This is a genomic window from Pseudoalteromonas sp. BZK2 (genome assembly GCF_014349195.1).
Taxonomy (GTDB): Bacteria; Pseudomonadota; Gammaproteobacteria; order Enterobacterales; family Alteromonadaceae; genus Pseudoalteromonas; species Pseudoalteromonas simplex.
This window is the reverse complement of sequence record NZ_JACSOG010000007.1, coordinates 131,073-153,061: the sequence shown is the minus strand read 5'-3', so window position 1 is coordinate 153,061 and position 21,989 is coordinate 131,073. Positions and strand designations below refer to the sequence as shown.

20 protein-coding genes are annotated in these 21,989 nt (G+C 42.1%); 7 read left to right on the top strand and 13 right to left on the bottom strand.

What is annotated here, in order from left to right:
* Positions 1–394: 394 nt before the first annotated feature.
* Together hpf and BIZ38_RS06225 are read right to left on the bottom strand one after the other, a co-directional pair.
* Complete coding sequence (gene hpf / locus BIZ38_RS06230; RefSeq protein ID WP_054551132.1) at positions 395–751, bottom strand: ribosome hibernation-promoting factor, HPF/YfiA family; 357 nt, start codon at positions 749–751, stop codon at positions 395–397.
* A 182-nt stretch (positions 752–933) separates the two neighbouring features.
* A complete protein-coding gene (locus BIZ38_RS06225) occupies positions 934–1,245 on the bottom strand; it encodes a pyrimidine/purine nucleoside phosphorylase (protein ID WP_054551131.1) in 312 nt (103 codons plus the stop codon).
* Between the two features lie 279 nt (positions 1,246–1,524).
* Between BIZ38_RS06225 and BIZ38_RS06220 the strand changes: the two genes are divergently transcribed.
* On the top strand, positions 1,525–1,767 hold the full coding sequence (locus tag BIZ38_RS06220; protein ID WP_187489847.1) for a type II toxin-antitoxin system ParD family antitoxin: 243 nt from the start codon (positions 1,525–1,527) through the stop codon (positions 1,765–1,767).
* A 237-nt stretch (positions 1,768–2,004) separates the two neighbouring features.
* Here the strand turns inward: BIZ38_RS06220 and tkt are convergent, their stop codons facing one another.
* A complete protein-coding gene (gene tkt / locus BIZ38_RS06215; RefSeq protein ID WP_175082413.1) occupies positions 2,005–3,996 on the bottom strand; it encodes a transketolase in 1,992 nt (663 codons plus the stop codon).
* A gap of 266 nt (positions 3,997–4,262) precedes the next feature.
* On the opposite strand from tkt, the gene metK reads away from it, so the two are divergent.
* Complete coding sequence (gene metK, locus BIZ38_RS06210) at positions 4,263–5,414, top strand: methionine adenosyltransferase (RefSeq protein ID WP_054551125.1); 1,152 nt, start codon at positions 4,263–4,265, stop codon at positions 5,412–5,414.
* 41 nt (positions 5,415–5,455) lie between these two features.
* Here the strand turns inward: metK and BIZ38_RS06205 are convergent, their stop codons facing one another.
* Positions 5,456–6,067, bottom strand: coding sequence for an START domain-containing protein (locus BIZ38_RS06205; RefSeq protein WP_171041494.1), 612 nt, complete (start codon positions 6,065–6,067; stop codon positions 5,456–5,458).
* A 37-nt stretch (positions 6,068–6,104) separates the two neighbouring features.
* Positions 6,105–7,625, bottom strand: a complete 1,521-nt coding sequence (locus tag BIZ38_RS06200) for a CYTH and CHAD domain-containing protein (protein WP_187489846.1) — start codon at positions 7,623–7,625, stop codon at positions 6,105–6,107.
* Between the two features lie 213 nt (positions 7,626–7,838).
* On the opposite strand from BIZ38_RS06200, the gene BIZ38_RS06195 reads away from it, so the two are divergent.
* Positions 7,839–8,438, top strand: a complete 600-nt coding sequence (locus BIZ38_RS06195; protein ID WP_054551122.1) for a TIGR04211 family SH3 domain-containing protein — start codon at positions 7,839–7,841, stop codon at positions 8,436–8,438.
* 74 nt (positions 8,439–8,512) lie between these two features.
* Here the strand turns inward: BIZ38_RS06195 and BIZ38_RS06190 are convergent, their stop codons facing one another.
* Positions 8,513–8,713: a hypothetical protein gene (locus tag BIZ38_RS06190; RefSeq protein ID WP_054551121.1), complete on the bottom strand. Its 201-nt coding sequence runs from the start codon at positions 8,711–8,713 to the stop codon at positions 8,513–8,515.
* Positions 8,714–8,833: 120 nt separating this feature from the next.
* Here BIZ38_RS06190 and BIZ38_RS06185 point away from each other — a divergent pair, with 120 nt between their 5' ends.
* The gene (locus BIZ38_RS06185) at positions 8,834–9,361 is read left to right on the top strand and encodes a TetR/AcrR family transcriptional regulator (protein ID WP_166340594.1); all 528 of its coding nucleotides are present in this window, start codon (positions 8,834–8,836) and stop codon (positions 9,359–9,361) included.
* A 72-nt stretch (positions 9,362–9,433) separates the two neighbouring features.
* Here the strand turns inward: BIZ38_RS06185 and BIZ38_RS06180 are convergent, their stop codons facing one another.
* Positions 9,434–9,916, bottom strand: a complete 483-nt coding sequence (locus BIZ38_RS06180) for a winged helix-turn-helix transcriptional regulator (protein ID WP_054551119.1) — start codon at positions 9,914–9,916, stop codon at positions 9,434–9,436.
* A 166-nt stretch (positions 9,917–10,082) separates the two neighbouring features.
* On the opposite strand from BIZ38_RS06180, the gene putA reads away from it, so the two are divergent.
* On the top strand, positions 10,083–13,886 hold the full coding sequence (putA, locus tag BIZ38_RS06175) for a bifunctional proline dehydrogenase/L-glutamate gamma-semialdehyde dehydrogenase PutA (RefSeq protein ID WP_138599685.1): 3,804 nt from the start codon (positions 10,083–10,085) through the stop codon (positions 13,884–13,886).
* Positions 13,887–14,038: 152 nt separating this feature from the next.
* On the top strand, positions 14,039–15,247 hold the full coding sequence (locus BIZ38_RS06170) for an HD-GYP domain-containing protein (protein WP_054551117.1): 1,209 nt from the start codon (positions 14,039–14,041) through the stop codon (positions 15,245–15,247).
* Between the two features lie 20 nt (positions 15,248–15,267).
* On the opposite strand, the gene BIZ38_RS06165 is transcribed toward BIZ38_RS06170, so the two are convergent.
* Together BIZ38_RS06165 and BIZ38_RS06160 are read right to left on the bottom strand one after the other, a co-directional pair.
* Positions 15,268–16,317: a general secretion pathway protein GspB gene (locus BIZ38_RS06165; protein WP_187489845.1), complete on the bottom strand. Its 1,050-nt coding sequence runs from the start codon at positions 16,315–16,317 to the stop codon at positions 15,268–15,270.
* Positions 16,318–16,330: 13 nt separating this feature from the next.
* On the bottom strand, positions 16,331–17,251 hold the full coding sequence (locus BIZ38_RS06160; protein ID WP_187489844.1) for an ExeA family protein: 921 nt from the start codon (positions 17,249–17,251) through the stop codon (positions 16,331–16,333).
* A 125-nt stretch (positions 17,252–17,376) separates the two neighbouring features.
* Between BIZ38_RS06160 and BIZ38_RS06155 the strand changes: the two genes are divergently transcribed.
* Positions 17,377–18,486, top strand: coding sequence for a tRNA nucleotidyltransferase (locus tag BIZ38_RS06155; protein ID WP_187489843.1), 1,110 nt, complete (start codon positions 17,377–17,379; stop codon positions 18,484–18,486).
* On the opposite strand, the gene BIZ38_RS06150 is transcribed toward BIZ38_RS06155, so the two are convergent.
* From BIZ38_RS06150 to BIZ38_RS06135, 4 genes are all read right to left on the bottom strand, one after another.
* A complete protein-coding gene (locus tag BIZ38_RS06150; RefSeq protein WP_054551113.1) occupies positions 18,474–18,995 on the bottom strand; it encodes a DUF1566 domain-containing protein in 522 nt (173 codons plus the stop codon). The genes BIZ38_RS06155 and BIZ38_RS06150 overlap by 13 nt on opposite strands.
* A gap of 1 nt (position 18,996) precedes the next feature.
* Positions 18,997–20,673 carry a DUF1566 domain-containing protein gene (locus BIZ38_RS06145; RefSeq protein ID WP_138619268.1) on the bottom strand — a complete coding sequence of 559 codons (1,677 nt, stop codon included), beginning with the start codon at positions 20,671–20,673 and terminating at the stop codon, positions 18,997–18,999.
* Between the two features lie 83 nt (positions 20,674–20,756).
* A complete protein-coding gene (locus tag BIZ38_RS06140) occupies positions 20,757–21,089 on the bottom strand; it encodes a hypothetical protein (protein WP_054551111.1) in 333 nt (110 codons plus the stop codon).
* A gap of 27 nt (positions 21,090–21,116) precedes the next feature.
* Positions 21,117–21,830 carry a DUF2982 domain-containing protein gene (locus BIZ38_RS06135; protein ID WP_138599679.1) on the bottom strand — a complete coding sequence of 238 codons (714 nt, stop codon included), beginning with the start codon at positions 21,828–21,830 and terminating at the stop codon, positions 21,117–21,119.
* Positions 21,831–21,989 lie beyond the last annotated feature (159 nt).

The window sequence follows — 21,989 nt, the reverse complement described above, 5'->3', positions numbered from 1 at the left end:
CAAGTTACCAAGTTACCAAGTTACCAAGTTACCAAGTTACCAAGTTACCAAGTTACCAAGTTACCAAGTTACCAAGTTACCAAGTTACCAAGTTACCAACACTAGACTGCCTACCACTTGTGTCAAGCCGTTGTTTTTTAAATCTGACTTCTAACGACTGATATCTAATATCTCCATTTTTGTTCGGCGTTAAAACGCCTCCTACGTCTCTAACTCGCAAACTTTACTCTTTCCCCTAGCAACTCGCTAACTTTTGAATTTAAATCTGACAGCTGACGGCTGACGGCTGACGGCTGATAGTTAAATATTAAAACCAAAAAAGCCAAGCGTTTCGCAACGGTTGGCTTTTTCAGATTTAGTTTTAAGTCTAGCCGCTTAGGCTAGCGCTCTGTAATTAGCTCAGGTTCATTTCCTGAATGATTTCGTGGGCAATTTCCGGTGTAGTACTTACCGGCTTTTCGTGTAGTTTGGCTTTCATTTGCCCTTTACGATGTTTAAGTGATGCATCTAGTTTTTTAGCAGCACCTGCGATAGCTGGGTACATCACATCATCTTCAGCTTTTACTGATAAACGTGCGCCTTCATAGGTTGTACTAATCTCAGCCTGATACTTATTATGTTCTTTTGAAAGAATAATATCGAGTGATATTAATGATGGAAAATGGCTAGCAATTTTCGAGAACTTCTCGTTGATATGAGCTCTAACAGCCTCAGTAACGTCAACATGATGACCAGAAATATTAATCTTCATAGGGTATCCTTTTTTCTTGTTACCTCACAGTTAGTATTGGGGGCGAATTGAATTAACACAAGCGAAAATTGCAGATAATTAGTAATTGATTGTAACCACAGATGATTTAGATCATGCGTTGCGGATAAAATATGCAAAAGCCCGCAGAACACGGGCTTTTCAGAGAGGTTAACAACTGCTCATTAACTATACGAGCAACAGTAATCAGCAAATTCGCTGACCTTTACTAGAAAGGTAACATTTGCATCAACGGTAAATGACTCTCCAGCTTGCATTGTTTGCCATTCGCTCTCACCGGGTAATAGCACTTGCCAACTGCCACCGTTAAGCTCCATCAACTCTTTTTTACTCGTAGCAAATTCAAACTCACCCGGTTGCATAAAGCCTAACGTTTTCGTGCTGCCATCAGCAAATACCACAGTACGGCTAGACACTTTACCGTCAAAATACACATTGGCTTTTTTCAGCACACTTACATTATCAAACTGAGACATCCTCACTCCTGTTGTTTTGTTATTAAGCTACAGACAGTGCCAGTTGTCGGTTTAGCATTCAAGGGGGACTGAGTGAGAAATAATCAAGTCGGGTTAGCTGTAAGCTGTCAGTTTTGAGCAGCTCGTGCAATTGTGGTAGATCGTGCTTTAGCGCGAGAATCTCAATATTATTGCTTTAGTTTAAGTTCAAAAATATGGCTTGAACGCTTTGTTACACACCTTGCATCCAAGTTCAATAGATACCACAAATAGGTATCTATTGGTATTAAGAGCCATATCATGGCTAAAAACACTAGCATTACTTTGGGTGACCATTTTGACAGTTTTATAGCAAATCAAATTCAAAGTGGTCGCTATGGATCAGCGAGTGAAGTCATACGCTCCGCTTTACGTTTACTTGAAAGCCAAGAAACAAACATGAACATTTTACGCCAATTACTTGTTGAAGGTGAAAATAGTGGAGTTGCGGATTATGAACTTGATTCGTTTATCAATGAGTTAGATAACGAAGAAAGAAAATGAAGCCCTTTCAATTAACTAACAAGGCAAAATCTGACTTCTGGTATTCAACCAAAAAGCATAACTTTTCACGCGAAATAAATTTCACGCCTACGGTGAGGGGTTTTTAAAGCTGATGGCTGACGGCTGAGAGCTAAAACCGTTGGGTTTCACTCCGTTCTACCCAACCTACCAGTCAAACACAAAAAAGCCCGCGCTGTGGTTTTACAGGGCGGGCTTTTAAATTTTAGCGGCTTAAGCTTAGAACAAAGCGTTTGCTTTGTTTACGATGTTTTCAACAGTGAAACCAAAGTGCTTGAATAGCTCGCCTGCAGGTGCTGACTCACCGAAAGTCGTCATACCAACTACTGCGCCGTTTAGGCCTACATATTTGTACCAGTAGTCTGCGATGCCCGCTTCGATTGCTACGCGGCGTGTTACGCTTGCTGGTAGTACGCTTTCTTTATACGCAGCGTCTTGCTCATCAAATAAATCAGTTGAAGGCATAGATACCACACGTACTTTTTTACCTTGTGAACGAAGTTCTGCAGCAGCATCTTGTGCAAGCTGTACTTCAGAACCTGTTGCAATAAGGATAAGCTCAGGCTCACCGTCACAGCTAAGTACGTAACCACCTTTTTTCACATCGGCTAACTGCTGTGCAGTACGCGTTTGTTGCTCTAGGCCTTGGCGAGTGAAAATCAGTGACGTTGGGCCGTCTTTACGCTCAATAGCTTGTTGCCATGCAATCGCAGACTCAACTTGGTCACATGGGCGCCAGTTCACTAGATTAGGCGTTAATCGCATGCTTGCGATTTGCTCTACCGGTTGGTGCGTTGGACCATCTTCACCTAAACCAATCGAATCATGCGTGTAAACGAAGATGCTTGGCTGCTTCATTAATGCGGCCATACGTACTGCGTTACGTGCGTATTCCATGAACATTAAGAATGTAGCACCGTAAGGAATAAAGCCTTTATGTAATGCAATACCATTCATAATCGCTGACATACCAAATTCACGTACACCGTAGAAAATGTAGTTACCGCTAGCATCGTTAGCTTCTAGGCCTTTTGAGCCGTCCCAAAGTGTTAAGTTAGAACCCGCAAGGTCAGCAGAGCCACCCATGAATTCTGGTAGTAACGGACCAAACGCGTTTAATGCATTTTGTGATGCTTTACGTGTTGCTGGGTTTGCTGGGTTTGCTTGTAGCTCTTCGATGTAAGCTTGTGACTTTTCAGCCCAATCAGCTGGTAACTCACCATTTGTACGGCGTTTAAATTCAGCAGCAAGTTCAGGGTGTGCACTTTCATAAGCTGCAAACTTTTCGTCCCAGCTTGCTTCTAGTTGCTTACCTTTTTCTTTGCCATCCCACTCGCTGTAGATATCAGCTGGGATTTCAAATGCATCGCCAGTCCAACCTAGGAATTCACGAGATGCTTTAATTTCGTCTTCACCTAGTGGTGCACCGTGACAATCATGGCTGCCTGATTTGTTAGGTGAACCGTAACCAATCACTGTTTTACAACAAATTAATGATGGCTTATCAGTGATGCTACGCGCTTCTTCGATAGCGGCGCGAATTGCATCAGGGTTATGACCATCAACATCGCTTACTACGTGCCAGCCGTATGCTTTGAAGCGCGCTGGTGTGTCATCGCTGAACCAACCTTCTACTTCACCATCAATTGAGATGCCGTTGTCATCCCAAAACGCAACTAGTTTACCTAGGCCTAATGTACCGGCTAATGAACAGGCTTCGTGTGAAATACCTTCCATTAAACAGCCATCGCCCATGAATGCATACGTGAAGTGATCAACAATATCGTGGCCTTCACGGTTAAACTGTGCAGCTAGCGCTTTTTCGGCAATTGCCATGCCCACTGCATTTGTGATCCCTTGACCTAATGGACCCGTAGTAGTCTCAATACCTGGTGCATATCCATACTCTGGGTGACCTGGTGTTTTTGAGTGCATTTGACGGAAGTTTTTAATTTCCTCTAGTGGTAAGTCATAGCCACTTAAGTGCAGTAGAGAATAGATCAGCATTGAACCGTGGCCGTTAGAAAGAATAAATCGATCTCGGTCTGCCCACTCTGGATTCGTTGGATTGTGCTTTAGATAATCGCGCCATAGTACTTCTGCGATATCTGCCATGCCCATAGGGGCGCCAGGGTGACCAGATTTGGCCTGTTGTACTGCGTCCATTGATAAGACGCGAATAGCATTTGCAAGTTCTTTGCGTGATGGCATGAATTCTCCTACCTTTATGTATTTGCGCTGGTTGTTTATGAAGCCCCATTCTTACTTATTGTAAGGGTACAGTGCAATTAAAAATCCGCATTAAATGCACCAATTATGGGCGTTTGTTAAGAACAATACGTTATTAGTAATTTTAAATAGACGTCTAGGCGTAAAATTACTATGCAAACATATTTGTTTTAGATAAAATACGCCCCTTAATTTTTTAGCGCTATTACCGACGTTTGTGAAGCGCAATATTTGTGAGCAGAAATACAATGGCAAAACATTTATTTACTTCTGAATCTGTTTCTGAAGGTCATCCGGATAAAATCGCGGACCAAATCTCTGACGCGGTTCTAGATGCTATCCTTGAGCAAGATTCTCATGCCCGTGTTGCATGTGAGACTTACGTTAAAACCGGTATGGTGATGGTTGGTGGTGAAATCACAACTAGCGCTTGGGTTGATATCGAAGAAATCACACGTAAAACAGTACGTGAAATCGGTTACACGCACTCAGACATGGGTTTCGATGCTGACTCTTGTGCAATCCTAAACACTATCGGTAAACAATCTCCAGACATCAACCAAGGTGTTGACCGTGCTCGCCCTGAAGAGCAAGGCGCTGGTGACCAAGGTCTAATGTTCGGTTACGCATGTAATGAAACTGACGTTTTAATGCCTGCGCCAATCACTTATTCGCACCGTCTTGTTCAGCGCCAAGCTGAAGTTCGTAAAAGCGGTGAGCTTAACTGGTTACGCCCAGATGCAAAATCTCAAGTAACGTTTGCATACGAAAATGGCAAGCCAGTTGGTATTGATGCAGTTGTTCTTTCAACTCAACACTGTGATTCAATCTCACAAAACGACTTAGTTGAAGCGGTAATGGAAACTATCATTAAGCCAGTTCTTCCAGCTGAGCTTATCTCTAGCGCAACTAAGTTCTTCATTAACCCAACTGGCCGTTTCGTAATCGGTGGCCCAATGGGTGATTGTGGTCTTACAGGTCGTAAAATCATCGTTGATACATACGGTGGTATGGCTCGTCACGGTGGTGGTGCTTTCTCAGGTAAAGATCCATCAAAAGTTGACCGTTCAGCTGCATATGCTGCTCGTTACGTTGCTAAAAACGTGGTTGCTGCAGGCCTTGCTGACAAATGTGAGCTACAAGTTTCTTACGCTATCGGTGTTGCAGAGCCAACATCTATCAGCATCGAGACATTTGGAACAGGTAAATTAGAAGAAGCGCGTCTAATCGAATTAGTACGTGAGCACTTCGACCTACGTCCTTACGGCTTAATCCAAATGCTTGATCTTGAGCGTCCTATCTATCAACCGACTGCGGCATACGGTCACTTCGGTCGTGATGAGTTCCCTTGGGAGCGTACAGACAAAGCAGACGCACTTCGCGCAGCTGCTGGCCTGTAATAGGTTAGATAAAATGAAAAAAGCGCCTTTTGGCGCTTTTTTTATGAACACGAACCTAACTGACTTATTAAGTTATCTCGCGAGAACTGATTATTGGTTAATTGCTCTGTCAGTGCTTGTAGCGTTTTATAAACGCTCTTTAGCGATACCTTATTGCTCAACCAATGCGGGATTGAGCCACCCGGATCAGCATAGGCCTGATGGCTTACCAATAAATTACTTTGCTGCTCTTCTAAACGCCAATAAGCCCTGAGCTCTTTAATACGCACAACCCCAGAGACTTCTGCTTTAGCGTATGGCTGACTGATAATTTTTAGCTCTGTTTTATGTTCACCTAAGGCATGATAACAAGAGTAACTCACCAAATCGCGATCTAACACCGGCCAAGGCGAATTAAAGTGAGTGTAAACAAGGGTTTCTGAGGGGCTTAAGCGCTCCATTAAAGTCACGCTTTTAACATTTTCGAGCCAATTGGGCGCGTTGTCGGTATCACTTAACAGCGCCATAAAGTCACTGGCCTTAGCATTTTTTACCAGCACAGAAGCATTAATTTCTATAATGCCAGTTTCGTGCTTTTTATAGCTAACCTTTATATCGTCTTGCTGTTTGTAGGTTTGCCATTCAATAGGGTTAGCCACTGCCGAGAGACTCAAACATGCTAACCCTATCCATAGGCACAAGCGCATTTATTTAAAACCAATAAGGGTCTGTATTAAATGACGCGTGGCGACTTTGCTCCATTGCACTGACCAAAAACTCTGACTTTTGATCAAGCCATGATTGAATTTTTGTTAGCTCTAAGTCGTCTTGCCCTGCACATAACTGCTTTAAGTACTCAAGGGTGCTTAACTCATAAATACCATGAGAGATATCAACCCACGGCATACGAAACTCGTTTCGATCTTCTTTATCGAACAAAGCGCCTAAGCAGTTGCCGCTGAGTAATGAGTTTTCAAGGCGGGTGCGCAGTGCCAAATAGTCTTTATCTGTAAACACTTGCTGCTCAGGAATAAGTTCGTGCATATCGTGCCAATCTTTAGCAAATAAACGCTTAGCAATATCGGCAACAGGTTTTTCAGCAGCTTGAAACTCAGTTTGCCCCCATGACTTACGCCATTGTTTTTCAATCAACCATGTTGTTAATTGTAATAATAAGCGATTGTATCGGGTGCTATGGAAAAGTTTTTCGATATCTTCAATGCTTGGCTGCAACTCTTTTAAGTCATTAATAACTTGAGTGAGCTCAGGCGCACTGTTGATTTTTTTGTAGTACGCGTGGCGCTTAGATGTGTAGGTTTTTAGCTGAATAGCATTTTCAACCCATGCTAATTCGCTTAATAACCACTTTAATTCTGTACGTAATGAGTCGGTATCGTCTTTACTAACAATATCGTCAAACAGCCAAAATGTATGGCGAATTAAACGAATACCGTCGGTGACACGCTTAAGGGTTTTTAAGCTTGGTTTTATGAAGTAGCAGGCTTCATGTTTTTGTACAAAGCGAATCGCGTAGTTAATACTTTCTACTAAGGCTTGTTCTTGGGTTGCACCACGTTTTAGTGGTACAAAACCAATTGATTTACTTGCTTTTAATGGTTTGTCATCTGCAAGACGATAACCTCGAGCAGCTTTAGAATAAAGCCCTAAGCGAACATGGCTTTCACTTACCAGTTTATCTGCCAAAGCAAACAACTCATTGCGACTACCTTCAATCAGTTCGATTTCAAGTTCAGAGATTGGCTCAACTTGGCCCGATGCCGCCACTTCACCTTTATCTAATACCACTTCAATTTTTGCGCCATTTTCGGTTTCGAGTAACCAAGTACGGCGTATAAAGTTAGTGCTAAAAATTGGGTATAGGTTTTCTGCGATGGCAGGCACTTGCATACCATGCGGCCAAATAGAAGCATCAAATGCAAGTAAATCAGGGCGGTTACCTGACAGTGGCAAATTGTATTCAGGGCGCTGATGTAAGCCACCAACCACTTCGCCAGCAAGCTTGATGGTTTGCTCACACTCACCATCACAACAGCGAGTACGAAGGCCAATATCTAAAGCACGTAATTCTCGGCTTGGCGTATCGTAATAAGCATTTTGTAAGTTGCGTGACGGTTTATTGGTAACGGTTTTTGCAAATTGGGTAATTAATGCGGGGATCAGTGGAACAACGGCATCTGACACCAAAAACTTCAGTTCTATCTCAGTATCCATTCGCTTTGCGGAGTACATTTAAAATAAATAAGTGATCAAAATAAACAAAGCAGACTGTTAATGCAAATTTTTTCCTGTTTTTTGCGGTTAAGCCCACGCACGGATTACAATATCAGCCTTGCTATTAATAGTTGAAATCCCTACTATCTCTATACATAAAGAAATTATAAATTTAGCCACTTCTAGGCAAGATCACATTAACAAGGTAGATTGATGTTAAAACAGTGTATTTTTGGGTTGCTCCTTGCGGCCACCTCTTTTATTAGCTACGCAGAAGAAGCACCAAGCAGCGACAGCCAAAACACCGCCTACATAGTCGATAACCTGTACACCTTTATGCACTCAGGTCCAAGCAAAAACTACCGCATTTTAGGTTCAGTCGATGCAGGCACACAAATAGTGTTATTGTCGGGTGAAGATAACGGCTACTTTAAAATTCGTGATGATAAAGATCGTGAAGGTTGGGTAGAGTCAAAATTTGTTACTGAAAATGCAGGTATTCAACAACAGTTTCAAGCGCTGAATAACGACATGACGGTAATGCAAGAACAGCTTCGCCAAGCTGAAATTGAACTACCACAACTACAAGAGCAGAACAAATCACTAACAGAGCAAAACCTAGCGCTTAGCAAGCAAATTGAAGCACTTAAAAGTACTATTGAGTCTGAGCGTAATGCTAAGCAAACAGCCAGTGCCAAAGAGAAACGTCAGTTATTAACTTATGGCGGCGCAATTGCGTTCATCGGCTTACTACTTGGTATTATCCTAACCGTGGTGTTATCTCGTCGTAAACGTTACGACGGCTGGGCATAAACCTCCTCCCCATTTTGACAAAAATAACCCCTGCATTTTGCAGGGGTTATTTTTTAAACTTATCCACTTTTTACTCAAGAGCATTTTTGTCTAAGAGTATTAAACACTTCTTGCTTTAACACTAAAAACCCCTCTTTGTAACCTAAGATAAGCAATAACAATATCAAGCCTCCAGGCAATAGCACTGCAATAAGCAGAGGGCCTAAGATAAAGCTATAAAAGCAAATACCAGGTACGAATAATACATAACCAATTAAGCGTTTTAATTTATTCATAGTGCAACCATCCATTCAATTGAGCGCGCTCATTTTAATATTGAGCGCGCTCAATTTGCAACACCTTTGATTGAGTTTTTTTTAATTTCTGGTTAAATAGCATAAAAATTGGAGTGTTCAGTGACCAAAAAAGAGCAAACAAAACAACAGATACTTACAGCCTCATGGCAGCTTTTTTCAGAGCTCGGCTACCACCAGACCAGCACACGAGATATTGCAAGAGCAGCTAATGTCGCCAATGGCACAGTATTTAGTCACTTTGCGACTAAAGTTGAGATTCTTAAATACAGTTTTGAGAGTGAACTAGAAGATATTCTAAGCCGCGCTAAACATTCAGATTCGAGTACTACAGCGACAGATAGAATGTACCATTACGCTTGTTTTCTTTATGAGTTTTACCTTGCAAAAAAGGAGTTTAGCCGAGAGTTATTTAAAGAAATTATGTGGCAACAGAACGAGCTTGAACCGCAGCTTAAAGCATTCAAAAAGCGCCTGATCAATGACAATGAAGCAACCCCTTTAGATGCAGATATCATTATTGATATTTACTTTATGACGCTCATGGAAGGGCTTAATCAGGAAGACAGTTCTGTCGATTCGATGCTGGCAACACTCAAAGCAAAACTATCAAAAATTAACATCAATTAGGTTAGTTGTATAAACTGTAGCGCCGTTCGTTCAGTGCTACAGAAAGATAGGAAACCACTCGGTTTCCTTACGTTAAATATCGAATCTAAGGCCTGTGTCCTGTTTTATTTTTTCGATCACCATATAGGTGTGATGCGTACCCACTCCGGGAATATCAACTAAATCACCCAGTACTTGGCGATATTCATCCATATCTGAGACCCGTACTTTTAATAGGTAGTCATAGCCACCAGCGACCATGTCGCATTCAACCACTTGCGGAATATTCAATATATATTCGCGAAACACTTTAAATACCGATGTATTCGAGGTCACCAATGATACCTGTACATGTGCTAACAAGCTCTGGTTAAGTTTTGCTTCGCTAAGCTTTGCGTAATAGCCTTCGATGTAGCCTTCTTGCTCTAAACGTTTTACACGATCTAGACACGGGCTTGGGCTCAGATTTACCTGTTTTGCGAGGTTTACGTTCGATATTCTGCCATTTTTTTGCAGAGCGTCTAAAATTGCTAAATCGATGCGATCTAACATGCGTAATCTATTCGGACTGGTCATAACAGAATTTTATGCGGCTAAGTTAACGGTATGCCCTGTAAATTATCGTAAATCGAAAAATTTAACCAGCATATTCTGCTGGATTTTAATTAGAATGCACGAATTATATCAATGGTAAGAAATGCAATAAGTTCATTTCTAGACTCCACATACCAGAGGGTTACATATGCTATTTAATGGCGATTTGACAACTGAATGTCCAATTAGACAAAAGATCCGTGATTTCTACCGTATTGACGAAAATGCGGTTATTGATCATATTTTGCCTTTGGCTGAAGTAGGCGTGAAAGCGCGTAGCCGAGCGTGGGAACGTGCTCGTCAAATGGTTTTAAATATCCGTCGCGATCAGGATGGTCAAAGCGGTGTAGATGCATTACTAAATGAATTCTCACTTTCGAGTGAAGAAGGCGTTGTATTAATGTGTCTTGCAGAAGCACTATTACGTGTTCCAGATAAAGCAACGCAAGAGTCACTAATTCGTGACAAACTTGCTAAAGGTGACTGGAGCTCGCATTTAGGTAGCAGCGATTCTTTATTTGTAAACGCCTCTTCTTGGGGTCTGTTAGTAACCGGTAAAATGGTTAACTACAGCGACAAATCAAAAGAGCAGCAATTCGGTGTTCTTAAAAAAACAATTGGTCGTTTAGGTGAACCTGTTATTCGTAAATCTGTGAACTTCGCGATGAAGATCATGGGTAAGCAATTCGTTATGGGTCGTACTATCAACGAAGCGATTGAACGTGCAGCCGATAAAGAGCAAAAAGGCTACGTATACTCATACGATATGCTAGGTGAAGGCGCACGCACAATGAAAGATGCAGAGCGTTACTTCAACAGCTACATGACAGCTATCCATGCAATTGGTAAAGCAGCAAATGGCCGTGGTCCAATCAAGAGCCCTGGTATCTCAGTTAAAATTTCTGCGATTCACCCACGCTATGAGTTCACACATCGTGAACGTGTTATTGCTGAAATCGTACCTAAGTTAAAAGAACTTGCACTTGCAGCGAAAAGCTACGATATCGGCTTTACTGTTGATGCTGAAGAAGCTGACCGCTTAGATATCTCTTTAGATGTTATTGAAGCGGTATTCAGTGATGACGATTTAGGCAACTGGAACGGCTTTGGTTTAGCAGTTCAAGCATACCAAAAACGCGCTATTTTTGTGGTTGAATGGGTTGCAGAGCTAGCTCGTCGCGTTGGTCGTAAACTAATGGTTCGTCTGGTAAAAGGCGCATACTGGGATACAGAAATCAAAACCACTCAACAAGATGGTTTAGATCACTACCCGGTATTCACGCGTAAAGCGACCACAGACGTTTCTTACAAAGCCTGTGCTATTAAACTACTTGAAGCACGTGATGTACTGTACCCGCAATTTGCTACACACAACGCCTACACTGCGGCAACTATTTTAGAAGTTGCAAAAGGTGACAACGAAGGTTTTGAATTCCAACGCCTACACGGTATGGGTGAGTCGTTATTCGACCAAATCGTAAGCCAAGAAAAAATTCAATGTCGTGTTTACGCGCCTGTAGGTCAACATGAAGACTTACTTGCCTACTTAGTACGTCGTTTATTAGAAAACGGTGCTAACTCATCATTCGTAAATGCGATTGTTGATACCACTAAGCCTGTTGAATCACTGTTACCTGACCCTGTAGAAACACTGCAAGGTTTACGTAACAAGTACAACACGCAAATTAAGATGCCAATTGATTTATACGGTGAAGAACGTGCTAATTCAAAAGGCATGGACTTAACTGATATCAATGTAATCACACCATTTAAAGAAAACCTTGATACCTGGTTTGCTGAGCACCGCATTGAATTAAGCGATGTGCCAGAAGGCTCTCTTCCGGTGAAGAACCCTGCGAATCACAAAGAAATCATTGGTCATGTGAAGCTACAATCTTCAGACGAAATGACTGCACTTTTAGAAAATGCAGAAAAAGCATTTGAGTCATGGTCACAAACGCCAGTAAAAGAGCGCGCAAACTTATTACGCCGTGTTGCTGATATCTTAGAGCGTCACCACGATGAGTTAGTGGCACTGTGTATCAAAGAAGCGGGTAAAGTAACTCAAGATGGTATCGATGAAGTTCGTGAAGCAGTGGATTTCTGCCGCTACTACGCTGCACGCGCAGAGGAACTTTCTGAAGACGAGCGTTTTGAAGCACGTGGTGTGATCTTATGTATCAGCCCATGGAACTTCCCACTTGCAATCTTCCTAGGTCAAGTTGCTGCGGCAATCGTGACAGGTAACACAGTTATTGCTAAACCTGCTGAGCAAACAAGCTTAATTGCACTTCGTACCATTGAACTTATGCTATCTGTTGGCTTACCAGAGCACGTTGTACAACCTGTTATTGCTCGTGGTAGCGAAGTAGGTAAAACCATCGTTCCTGATGAGCGTATTCAAGCAGTTATGTTCACAGGTTCTACAGAAACCGGTACTGTTATTTCGCAAACATTGGCTGCGCGTAATGATATTCAAGTACCGCTTATTGCTGAAACGGGTGGTCAAAACTGTATGATCGTTGACTCAACTGCTCTACCAGAGCAAGTTGTTGATGATGTAATCAGTTCAGGTTTCCAAAGTGCTGGTCAACGCTGTTCTGCACTACGTGTATTATTCTTACAAGAAGACGTTGCCGATGGCATCATTGAGATGATCAAAGGCGCTTTAAAAGAACTTCACGTTGGCGACCCTTCATTACTTTCAACAGATATCGGCCCAGTTATCGACGAAAAAGCACTTAAAAACTTAAGTGACCACGTTGAATACTTAAAAGGTAATGCAACACTTCACTATGAGTGTGCTATTCCTGATAACAGTGAAAATGGTGCTTACTTCTTTGCGCCTCGTTTATACGAAATCAAAGATTTATCTGTACTTAAGCGCGAAGTATTTGGTCCTTGTGTACATATCATCCGCTTTAAAGGCACAGAGCTTGATAACGTGATTGACCAAATCAATGGCACTGGCTTTGGCTTAACGATGGGTGTGCATTCACGTATCGAAGAGCGCTGTGAGTACCTAGCGAAAATGTCACGTGCGGGTAACGTTTACATCAACCGTAATATGATCGGTGCGATTGTTGGCGTACAACCTTTCGGTGGCCGTGGTTTATCTGGTACTGGTCCTAAAGCGGGTGGCCCTAACTACCTACAACGTCTAGTGAAAGAAAAAGCATCACCAGATAACGTACAAATGACTAACCTAACACCTGATGAGTTAGATACTCACCACTATTCAGGTGCAGCTGAGCAAGTTGCTAAGCTAATGGATAACTCATTACGCGATGAGAAGATCTGGCGTGCGACACCACTAAATGACCGAGTTTCTGCTGTACGTCAATTACTTGCAAAAGTAGCGACTGTAGAAATTATTGACGAGCTTGCCGATGACTTAGCATTAACGCTAGCTGATGCACGTGCGCAACTTAACCGTCTTGAAAAACACATGCGTAAGCACACTGTGTTGCCTGGGCCAACGGGTGAGTCAAACACACTTCACTTAGAGCCTCGCGGTTGTGTGGTTTGTTATGCAGATAAGAGTACGTCATTTAACTTCTGGGCAATTTCGGTTATCACAGCACTTGCTGCTGGTAACACGGTAATCACGGTCGCTTCTGAGTTATTCTTTGACGAAGCGGTTGCATTCAGAGACAAGTTTATCTCTACAGGTATCGCTGAAGGTGTATTCCAAGTTGCTAAACCTAATCAGTTACAAGCTATCTTAGCGCACCCTCACCTTGCAGGTGCGGTTGTTGCAGCTCGTTCATCACGTTTAGGCTACTTTAGCCAGCAGCTAGCACAACGTAAAGGTGCAATCCTGCCAGTGATCAGCTCTGAGTACTACGACACGCTAATCAAGCGCTTACTGACTGAGAAAACAATCAGCGTTGATACAACCGCATCAGGTGGTAACACATCACTAATGACCTTGGTTGAAGACGACGAGTAAGTTGTATTGCAATAACTAAATGAGAAAGCCCTCGCTAGTCGAGGGCTTTTTGTTTACAGCCATAAAAACCCCTCCTTTTTACTATTATTATTTACTGATACACGAACTTTCTGCTAATTTTATATTATTGTAGTCGTTTAGAAGTAAAGGTCTTGAAAACACTTCCTATCAATCAACTTAAGCCGGGCATGTTTGTACAGAGCGTGACAAAACAAACAGGCAAGATCCGTATAAAAAACCAAGGTTGGGTTAAAACACAGGGAAGTATAGACAAGCTGATCAAAGCTGGCATATTAGAAATTGCGATCGATCCAGACAAAACACTGACCTTAGACAGTGACAATAAAGTGGTTGAGCAGCAACACAATCCGCAACCAGTAGGAGACGCTGCCGCTTTCGATCCTTGGCACACCACTCACAGTGTGTCGGCAGAAATGACTAAAGCCAATAACTTATATAACGAAGCAAGATCATTACAAAGTAAAGCCTTTGACGATATTCGTAATGGCAACAAAATTGATATTGCCCCTTTTCAAGAGCTCGCGACTGGATTTATTGACTCGGTTTTTCGTAACCAAGATGCGCTTGCTTGTATCACCCGTATGCGTGACAAAGATACTTATCTACTTGAACATTCAATCAATGTTTCGATTTTAATTAGTATCTTTGCTAAACACTTAGGTATCGAAAAAACCATTATTGAGGAGCTTGCGACCGGTGCTTTACTGCACGATATTGGAAAAATAAATATTCCCGATGAAATACTCAATAAACCCGGCAAATTAACCGATGCCGAATACCAAACTATTCAAGACCATGCTCGTTTTAGTAAAGAAATTTTAGAACAAGCAGGCTTGAGCGGAATTGCTGTTGATATAGCAGGCTTCCATCACGAACGCTTAGACGGCAGTGGCTACCCATTTGGTAAAAGTGCTGAAGAGATTAGCTTGTACGTACGTATGGCTTCGATTGTTGATGTTTATGATGCATTAACCGCAGAGCGGGTCTATAAAGCTGGTATGGAGCCAATTAAGGCATTTAAGATACTCAAAGATGGCTGCCCCGATAGCTTTGACGGAGACCTAGTCACTAAGTTTATTCAGTGCATCGGTGTTCACCCAGTCGGCACCTTAGTGAAACTTGAAAGCCAAAAATTAGGTGTGGTCACTCACAGTAACCCTACTAGCCCTTTAAAACCTCAAGTTAAAGTGTTCTATAACGCTAAACATGCACGCTATACCGAAATACAGGATATAAACTTAGCAAATAGTCGCTGTCACGACAGTTTAGAAGCCGCCGTCAGGCCGACTGAGTTCAACATCGACCTGATCCGCTTTTTTAAGAACTCAATTTTACCTTAATCCCTTAAGCTCAGGACTGGCTATTCAGGCCAGTCTTGTAATGCTTTTAAGGTAAACTCATAGCCATCGTAACTTAATAAGCTCTGCTCTGGGGTAATTTCAATTACTGATAACACGCCGATGTTATCGCCTTCATATAACTCACGACCATTTAACTTAATCCAGCGCTTCGATGTTTCTGAAGCATAAATGTGAGCTTGATATTTTATGGTAGGAATAAGGCTTTGTAATGCATCTGGCAAAAGCTCAATAGGCTCTGCATAAGACGTGTTTTTAGTGCTACGGGTAATATCAACACTATGTTTGTTATCAACATCTTCAACTGCTTTAGCAAAGGCATCTTTCAATATATCTGGCACATCTCTTAATTCATCATTTGTTGATGGTTGAGAAGCCGGTTGACTTGGCTGACCATCAAGCGGCTTGCCTAGCACCTTATATTTACTTAAATCAATGCCATTACTGCTCATTTGCTGCGGATTGATTTGCTGCATTGGCTGCGAAAACTGTGGCTGTGATTGATACACTGGCTGATTTTGATATATTGCTTGCTGCTGGTACTGAGGCTGAACTTGATAACCTTGATTAGCATACACAGGGGCTGAATTGACAGGTACTTGCACCCACTGAAATTGCTGACCTTGCACTGGAGTCTGCTGCATCATTTGTTGCGGTAAAGATTGTTGCACTTGCCCTTGTGGCATGGCAGCTGATTGCCCTGAGTTATTGGTCACTTGCGGGGTTTGGCTTTGTGCTACTTGCTGTTGCATCGTTGGTTGTTGTGTTTCAGGGTTTGCCTCAACTTCAGTCGCAACGCTTTCTGCGGCTTCATTGCTGTTATTAACAACCTTTGGCTGCTCGGCAACTTTAGTTTGCTGTAACCATTTACCAATCGAAAAACCTGCCATAAGGGTTAATATCGCCGCCAGTAATAGGCCAAATGAAAAGGCCAAACGGCGATAGCGCGTTAATTCTTGCTGTTGTTTGAGCGCAAGAGCGGCTTGGTCATGATCTACAGCAGTTTGTGCATGCTGATCAGACTGTTTAATTGCATCTAATAATAGGGACATAAATGAACACTCGTTATATTAGGTAGGATAAACCAATACCCATTCCTAATACGGCTAAAAATGAAACTGGGTAAAGCCAAACATAACTCGGCTCTTTATTTGTTACTGTTGCAACAGGGATACTGGTTGGAGGAAGAGCCTCAGCAGCAGAGAGCATTACAAGCTCACTGTCGATACTTAGCTTTTGCTGTGAAAATGCACCAACGAGGCACCGCTCACACAACAAATTGATTAATCTCGGCACCCCTTGAGTAACCTGATAAATCGCTTTTAACGCATCCCCTGAGAACAAGGCTTGCTCTGTCCCCGCTTTGAATAAACGATGCTTAACATAGGCAAACACCTGCCCTTCAGTAAGTGGCAATAAGTGATAACGAGCCGTAATGCGCTGGGCAAGCTGCCTTAATTCAGTGCGTTTTAATAACTCTTGCAGTTCAGGTTGCCCTACTAACACAATTTGCAGTAGCTTTTTATGATCTGTTTCGATATTGGTTAACAGGCGCAATTGCTCTAGCACATCAGGAGCGAGTAATTGAGCTTCATCAATAATTAAAATGGTATGACCGCCCGCTTGATTATTTGCCTCAAGGTGCTTTTTAATCACATCAGTAAGTGTCTTCAGAGTCGCATTCGCGCTGTCATACTCAATCTTTAATTCGTCACAAATACTGGCAAGCAGCTCAAGCTGTGACAAAGCTGGGTTATGAATTTGTGCCACTTGCGTGTTTTCAGGTAACTGCTCTTGCAGGCTTCTTGTTAGTGTTGTTTTACCTGTACCCACTTCGCCTGTTAATAATACGAAGCCTCCCGCTTCACCTAATCCATAGGTAAGGTGCGCTAATGCCTCTTTGTGGCGCTCACTAAGAAATAAATACTCAGGATTTGGGGCAATCGAAAAGGGTTTTTCTGACAAGCCAAAATAGCTTAAATACACCGTGTTATTCCTTGCGTTTAAAATCACGGTCTATAATGGCAAAAAACATCGCTACTTAAAACCTTGTTTACATTTTATTGGCTAAATAACGTAAAATAGCGAAAAGGTAAAATTATAGGTGTTTTATGCAGGTTTATTTAGTCGGTGGCGCAGTCAGAGACGCCCTACTTGGTCGTGACGTTAAAGAACGCGACTATGTGGTAGTTGGTGCCACGCCAGAACAACTGATCAGTCAAGGTTATCAACAAGTTGGTAAAGATTTTCCGGTATTTTTACACCCACAAAGTAAAGAAGAATATGCGCTGGCGCGCACCGAGCGAAAACAAGGTCAAGGTTACACTGGCTTCATTTGTGACTTCGCGCCGGATGTCACATTAGAGCAAGACTTAGTTCGTCGAGATCTCACCGTAAACGCCATAGCACAAGCCCAAGATGGCAGCTTAGTTGACCCATTTTCTGGCCAGCAGGATCTTGAAAATCGTGTCTTACGCCATGTCTCAGATGCCTTTAGTGAAGACCCTCTACGCATATTGCGAGTAGCCCGCTTTGCTGCTCGTTATCATTACCTAGGTTTTACTATTGCGCCAGAAACCCAGTCACTATTGACCGAGATGGTTAAAGCCGGTGAACTGAACACGCTAACTGCTGAACGCGTTTGGTTAGAATGCGAAAAATCCCTCAGTGATGGCGCATTTAGCGAGTTTCTGAATGTACTTGCCAGCATCCATGGTCTGTATGTAATTAGCCCTGAGCTTGAAAGTAAATGGTGTGATGAGCTTTACCGTACCTTACAAGCTCGCTTTGCCTATGCGAATGAAAAACAAATTAGTGACACTGCGTTATTATTCAGCCAAGTTACCTTAGCGCTTTCAAGCAATGAGATAAAAGCGATAGCTAGCAACATACGCTTACCTAATGAAGTGCGCGATTTAGCGCTGTTTAGCCAAACTCATCAAACAAGTTTAAGTGCAGAAAAGCCGACTAGCGAGACCGTTTTTGCTTGCTTTAATCAACTTGATTTATGGCGTCGCCCTGAACGTTTTGAGCAAGTACTCAAAACATTAGAAGTTAGTCACCAACAGCCTGTAGTTTGTTATGACTCTCTCAAAAACGCAGCCACCCAAGCACGAGCTGTTAACCCGCAACAGTTTATTGCGCAAGGTATTAAAGGCGCAGAAATAAAAACCGCGCTTGAGCAAGCGCGGTTAAAGATTATTAAAGGTTACTTTTCGTAGCGCACTAAACGCAAATAAACATCGGACGTTTTTGCGTGAAGACTGTTGATGCCTTTATCAAATTGATACACCCAAGCTAGATCAGTGCGACTGATCCCTGAAGTGCTACTCCAGTAGTTTTGCAGCTTAGTCGATAAAAATGCGTTTTCGTTAATGCTAGGCTGCACACAACTATGCTCTAAAATACTGGCTAACTCTTTAACATTTGGCACATGCCAATCGCTGTAATCAGCAAAGGTTGCATTTTCAGCCCCGCGTAAAGCTTCGCCCCAAGTAAGCTGCTGACTATTACCTTCACACGTATCCGTTTCAGCGTTGTAGCTTTGACCAAACGTACAACGTTGCCACATTAGACCTGTTTCGCTGTCGCTCACTGTGCCATCTTCGTTAATAACAAAGCGGCTATCAGGAGTCGTTTCATTGACAGCGCTATAACATACTTGCGCAGCGGCATAACCCGATTGAAGAGCAATAACTGTAAGTGCTGTAATTAATGGTAACTTTCGCATATTACTCTCCTGGCGTTCTAACTAAGCGCACAAAGGCGGTGTTACTTTTCGGATAGGCTAAATCATTAGCACTACTCATATCGATAATATAAGCTTGCGATAAACTTGTACCGTCTGCCGCGGTTTGCGAAGTCCAATAAGGCATAAATGAACTGCTACCAGTGCTTAACTGAGTATCACTTGGTTGATTTGGGAAGAAGTCACTGTTAAGTAACGTAGACTCACCTTGCTTGGCATAATCTAATAACCCTAATAATTCCGTGTAAGTTGGCACACGCCAGTTTGTACCACCGCAAAAGTCGCTGCTGTTCACATCATTAATGTAAGTTTGTAGGCCACAGTCACTGGTGCTTGGACAGGTAGAGCCCGCAGCCCCTTGTATACTACCCGTTTGCACACCGCTTGAACCATTTAAATACCAAGTATAATGATTTGATGCTGCACGCTCGGAGGTTGCCGGTGGCAATGTTGAACTTGCTTCTTTTACTTCCCAAATAAGCCCAGTTACATTATCGCGTACGCAACTAAAGCTAGTCGCATCATCTGGAAGTTCGTCAGCAAACTCATTCATCTTAGTAAAATCAAATGCCAAATCACCTAGGCCGACTTTATCGAGCTGATTTGCGACGCTGTCACGACCTATATCTGCGTCTTGGCTTGGGAAGTCTTCGCTGTCACAGTTAATTTTTTGCGAATTGTTGTAGCAATCACTCATCCCGGTATCGTTAATTAACCCCAGTGGTTTTGGGCTAATATCAATAATCACTGTATCTGTGTCGCTACGCGATTTACTGTCTGTCACGGTAACTTCAAAACTAAGCTCTGAATCGGTATCAACATCAGGGGCTACAAACGTCGTGATACATTGGTTCTGGTTTGCCAAGGTCACGGTTTCGCCTGTTAATTGCTGCCAAAAACATGATTTTGTTGCCGTCACAATTTCACTATTGCTGGCATCAAGGGTTACGGTATCAAACTCGATAACCTGCTGATCAACACCTGCATCAGCAATAATTACCTCAACCGTTTTGTTTAAGGTGAACGACGCCTCTGTACTTGCTGAGCCACCTTCATCATCCGTTACAGTTAAACGCCATGTCATCGCTGTATTTGATTCAAGTAGTGGGTGAGTAAAGCTAATGGTTTGGTTGTTGTAGTTGTCAGCCGTTAAATCAGGGCCATCAAGTTGAGTCCATAAATAACTGTCAACTGTACCGTTTTCATCTATATCAGCAGATTCTTCGCCACTTAATGTGATCACATCATTATATTTTGACGGTAACTCTTCTGGCGCAGTTTGGGTGATCACTGCAACTGGCAGTTGATTATTCGAGGTAATAAAAATACTGACCTGATCGGAAACAAGTTGCCCATCGTCGGTTTGGTAATTTACTTTTAAAACAAGTTCTGAGTTAAGTTTAATATCAGGAGCTGTAATGGTTTGTTCAGCACCTTCGGCAGGAAAACCTTCTACTGCGGGGCCACTGACACGCTCCCAGGTAAAGGTACCATCTGCAGGAGAGCCTTTAGCTGAGACAGTAAATTCACTTTTTTCAATAATTTGTTGATCTGAACCAGCATTAACTGTCGCTGCGATTGTATTCGAATCACTCGAACCGCCACCACCACAAGCTGTTAATGTTGTTAATGCTATTAGGCTAAGAGGCACTAATCTCATGAATACCACCTTAAAATACAAAGCCGGCAATAACCGGCTGCCAAATAAACTAACAACTAGCAATTAAAATGCCAAACTTGGGGTTATAAATAACTTTCTTGGTGGATACGTACGAAGAGCTTGGTGCCTATTTTACTGTAATCAACTTTGTATTCTCTGCCATCTAGGGCTTGGATAAACAACAAACGTTTTTCTTCTGCAAATACATCTGGGCTTGATACATACACCATTTCTAAATAACGCTCTTTAGCCTCGCGACGATTTTTTGGCAGGTCTTCTTTAAACGGCTCTAAACCATTTTGAGTAACTTTAATGCGCGGATGGTTCTCACCATTCACAACCACTAAATCGAGTTTCTTATCTTTATGTATAATTGTGTTTCGACCGCTTTTAATAAAAGAACGTTCTTGACTCATAGTCTTTTCCTACTACATAACTGCCGCCTATAGCTTACTTTTCTGTAAGCGAGTCTCTAAAAACTCTTTAGGGTTCAGTTTCCAACGATTCAAATCAGCACTGAATTGCCAAATATCAACATCAAGAACATTGGCAGGTAATAGTAAATCGTATCCTGTCAACTGCCTTAAATGTTGCGTACGATTGGCAAACATGGCAATCAATCCTTTATAAATCTGACCACTAGGGGCCGTGTAGTCCGTCTCTTCTATTAACCATTCTGATGGGCAATCACCATTTTTGCAATACTTTTGAATGACTTGCATAAATAAATGACGTTGCTCTATAAGTAATCGTCCGGCAATTCTTGGGTGAATCTGTGTTAAAAATTCATCTATGTTATTGAGTTTAATACCAACTGCATTTAACTCAAGGTATTCTAAGCCCTGTTCCACTTTTGGTATACCACTATGATGAAAATTAGCACGATTTAACTGCCAATTCCCAATCTTATGATGATAAATAAGCAAATTCTGAGTAAAAGTTAAGCTAAAGTATGGTTCTTGAGTTTTTAAAAAGCCAATAAAAATTGCCGCTATGCAGGTTGTGGCTAAAAAAATCTCAACAATGCTAATTTCACCGGGTCTCAATAAGTTAACCAGCATAATAATGATTAACCCAATTCCGCCAACAATTAAAAACTCACTGCCATGGCGAGATGATTGAGCACGCACTTTTAGTGCAGGAAGATTTTTATCCATAAACAGAGAAGTAAAAAATAAACATCACAATTGTGACCAATATTATTTTTCTGAGCGTTAAACAATAATTACACTTTGGTGCTTTACTCATTCTAAACCTTTCTTAATTTGTCACAATAAAGGAACAAATTAGCATAACTTTTCACTTTTACGCTAAAT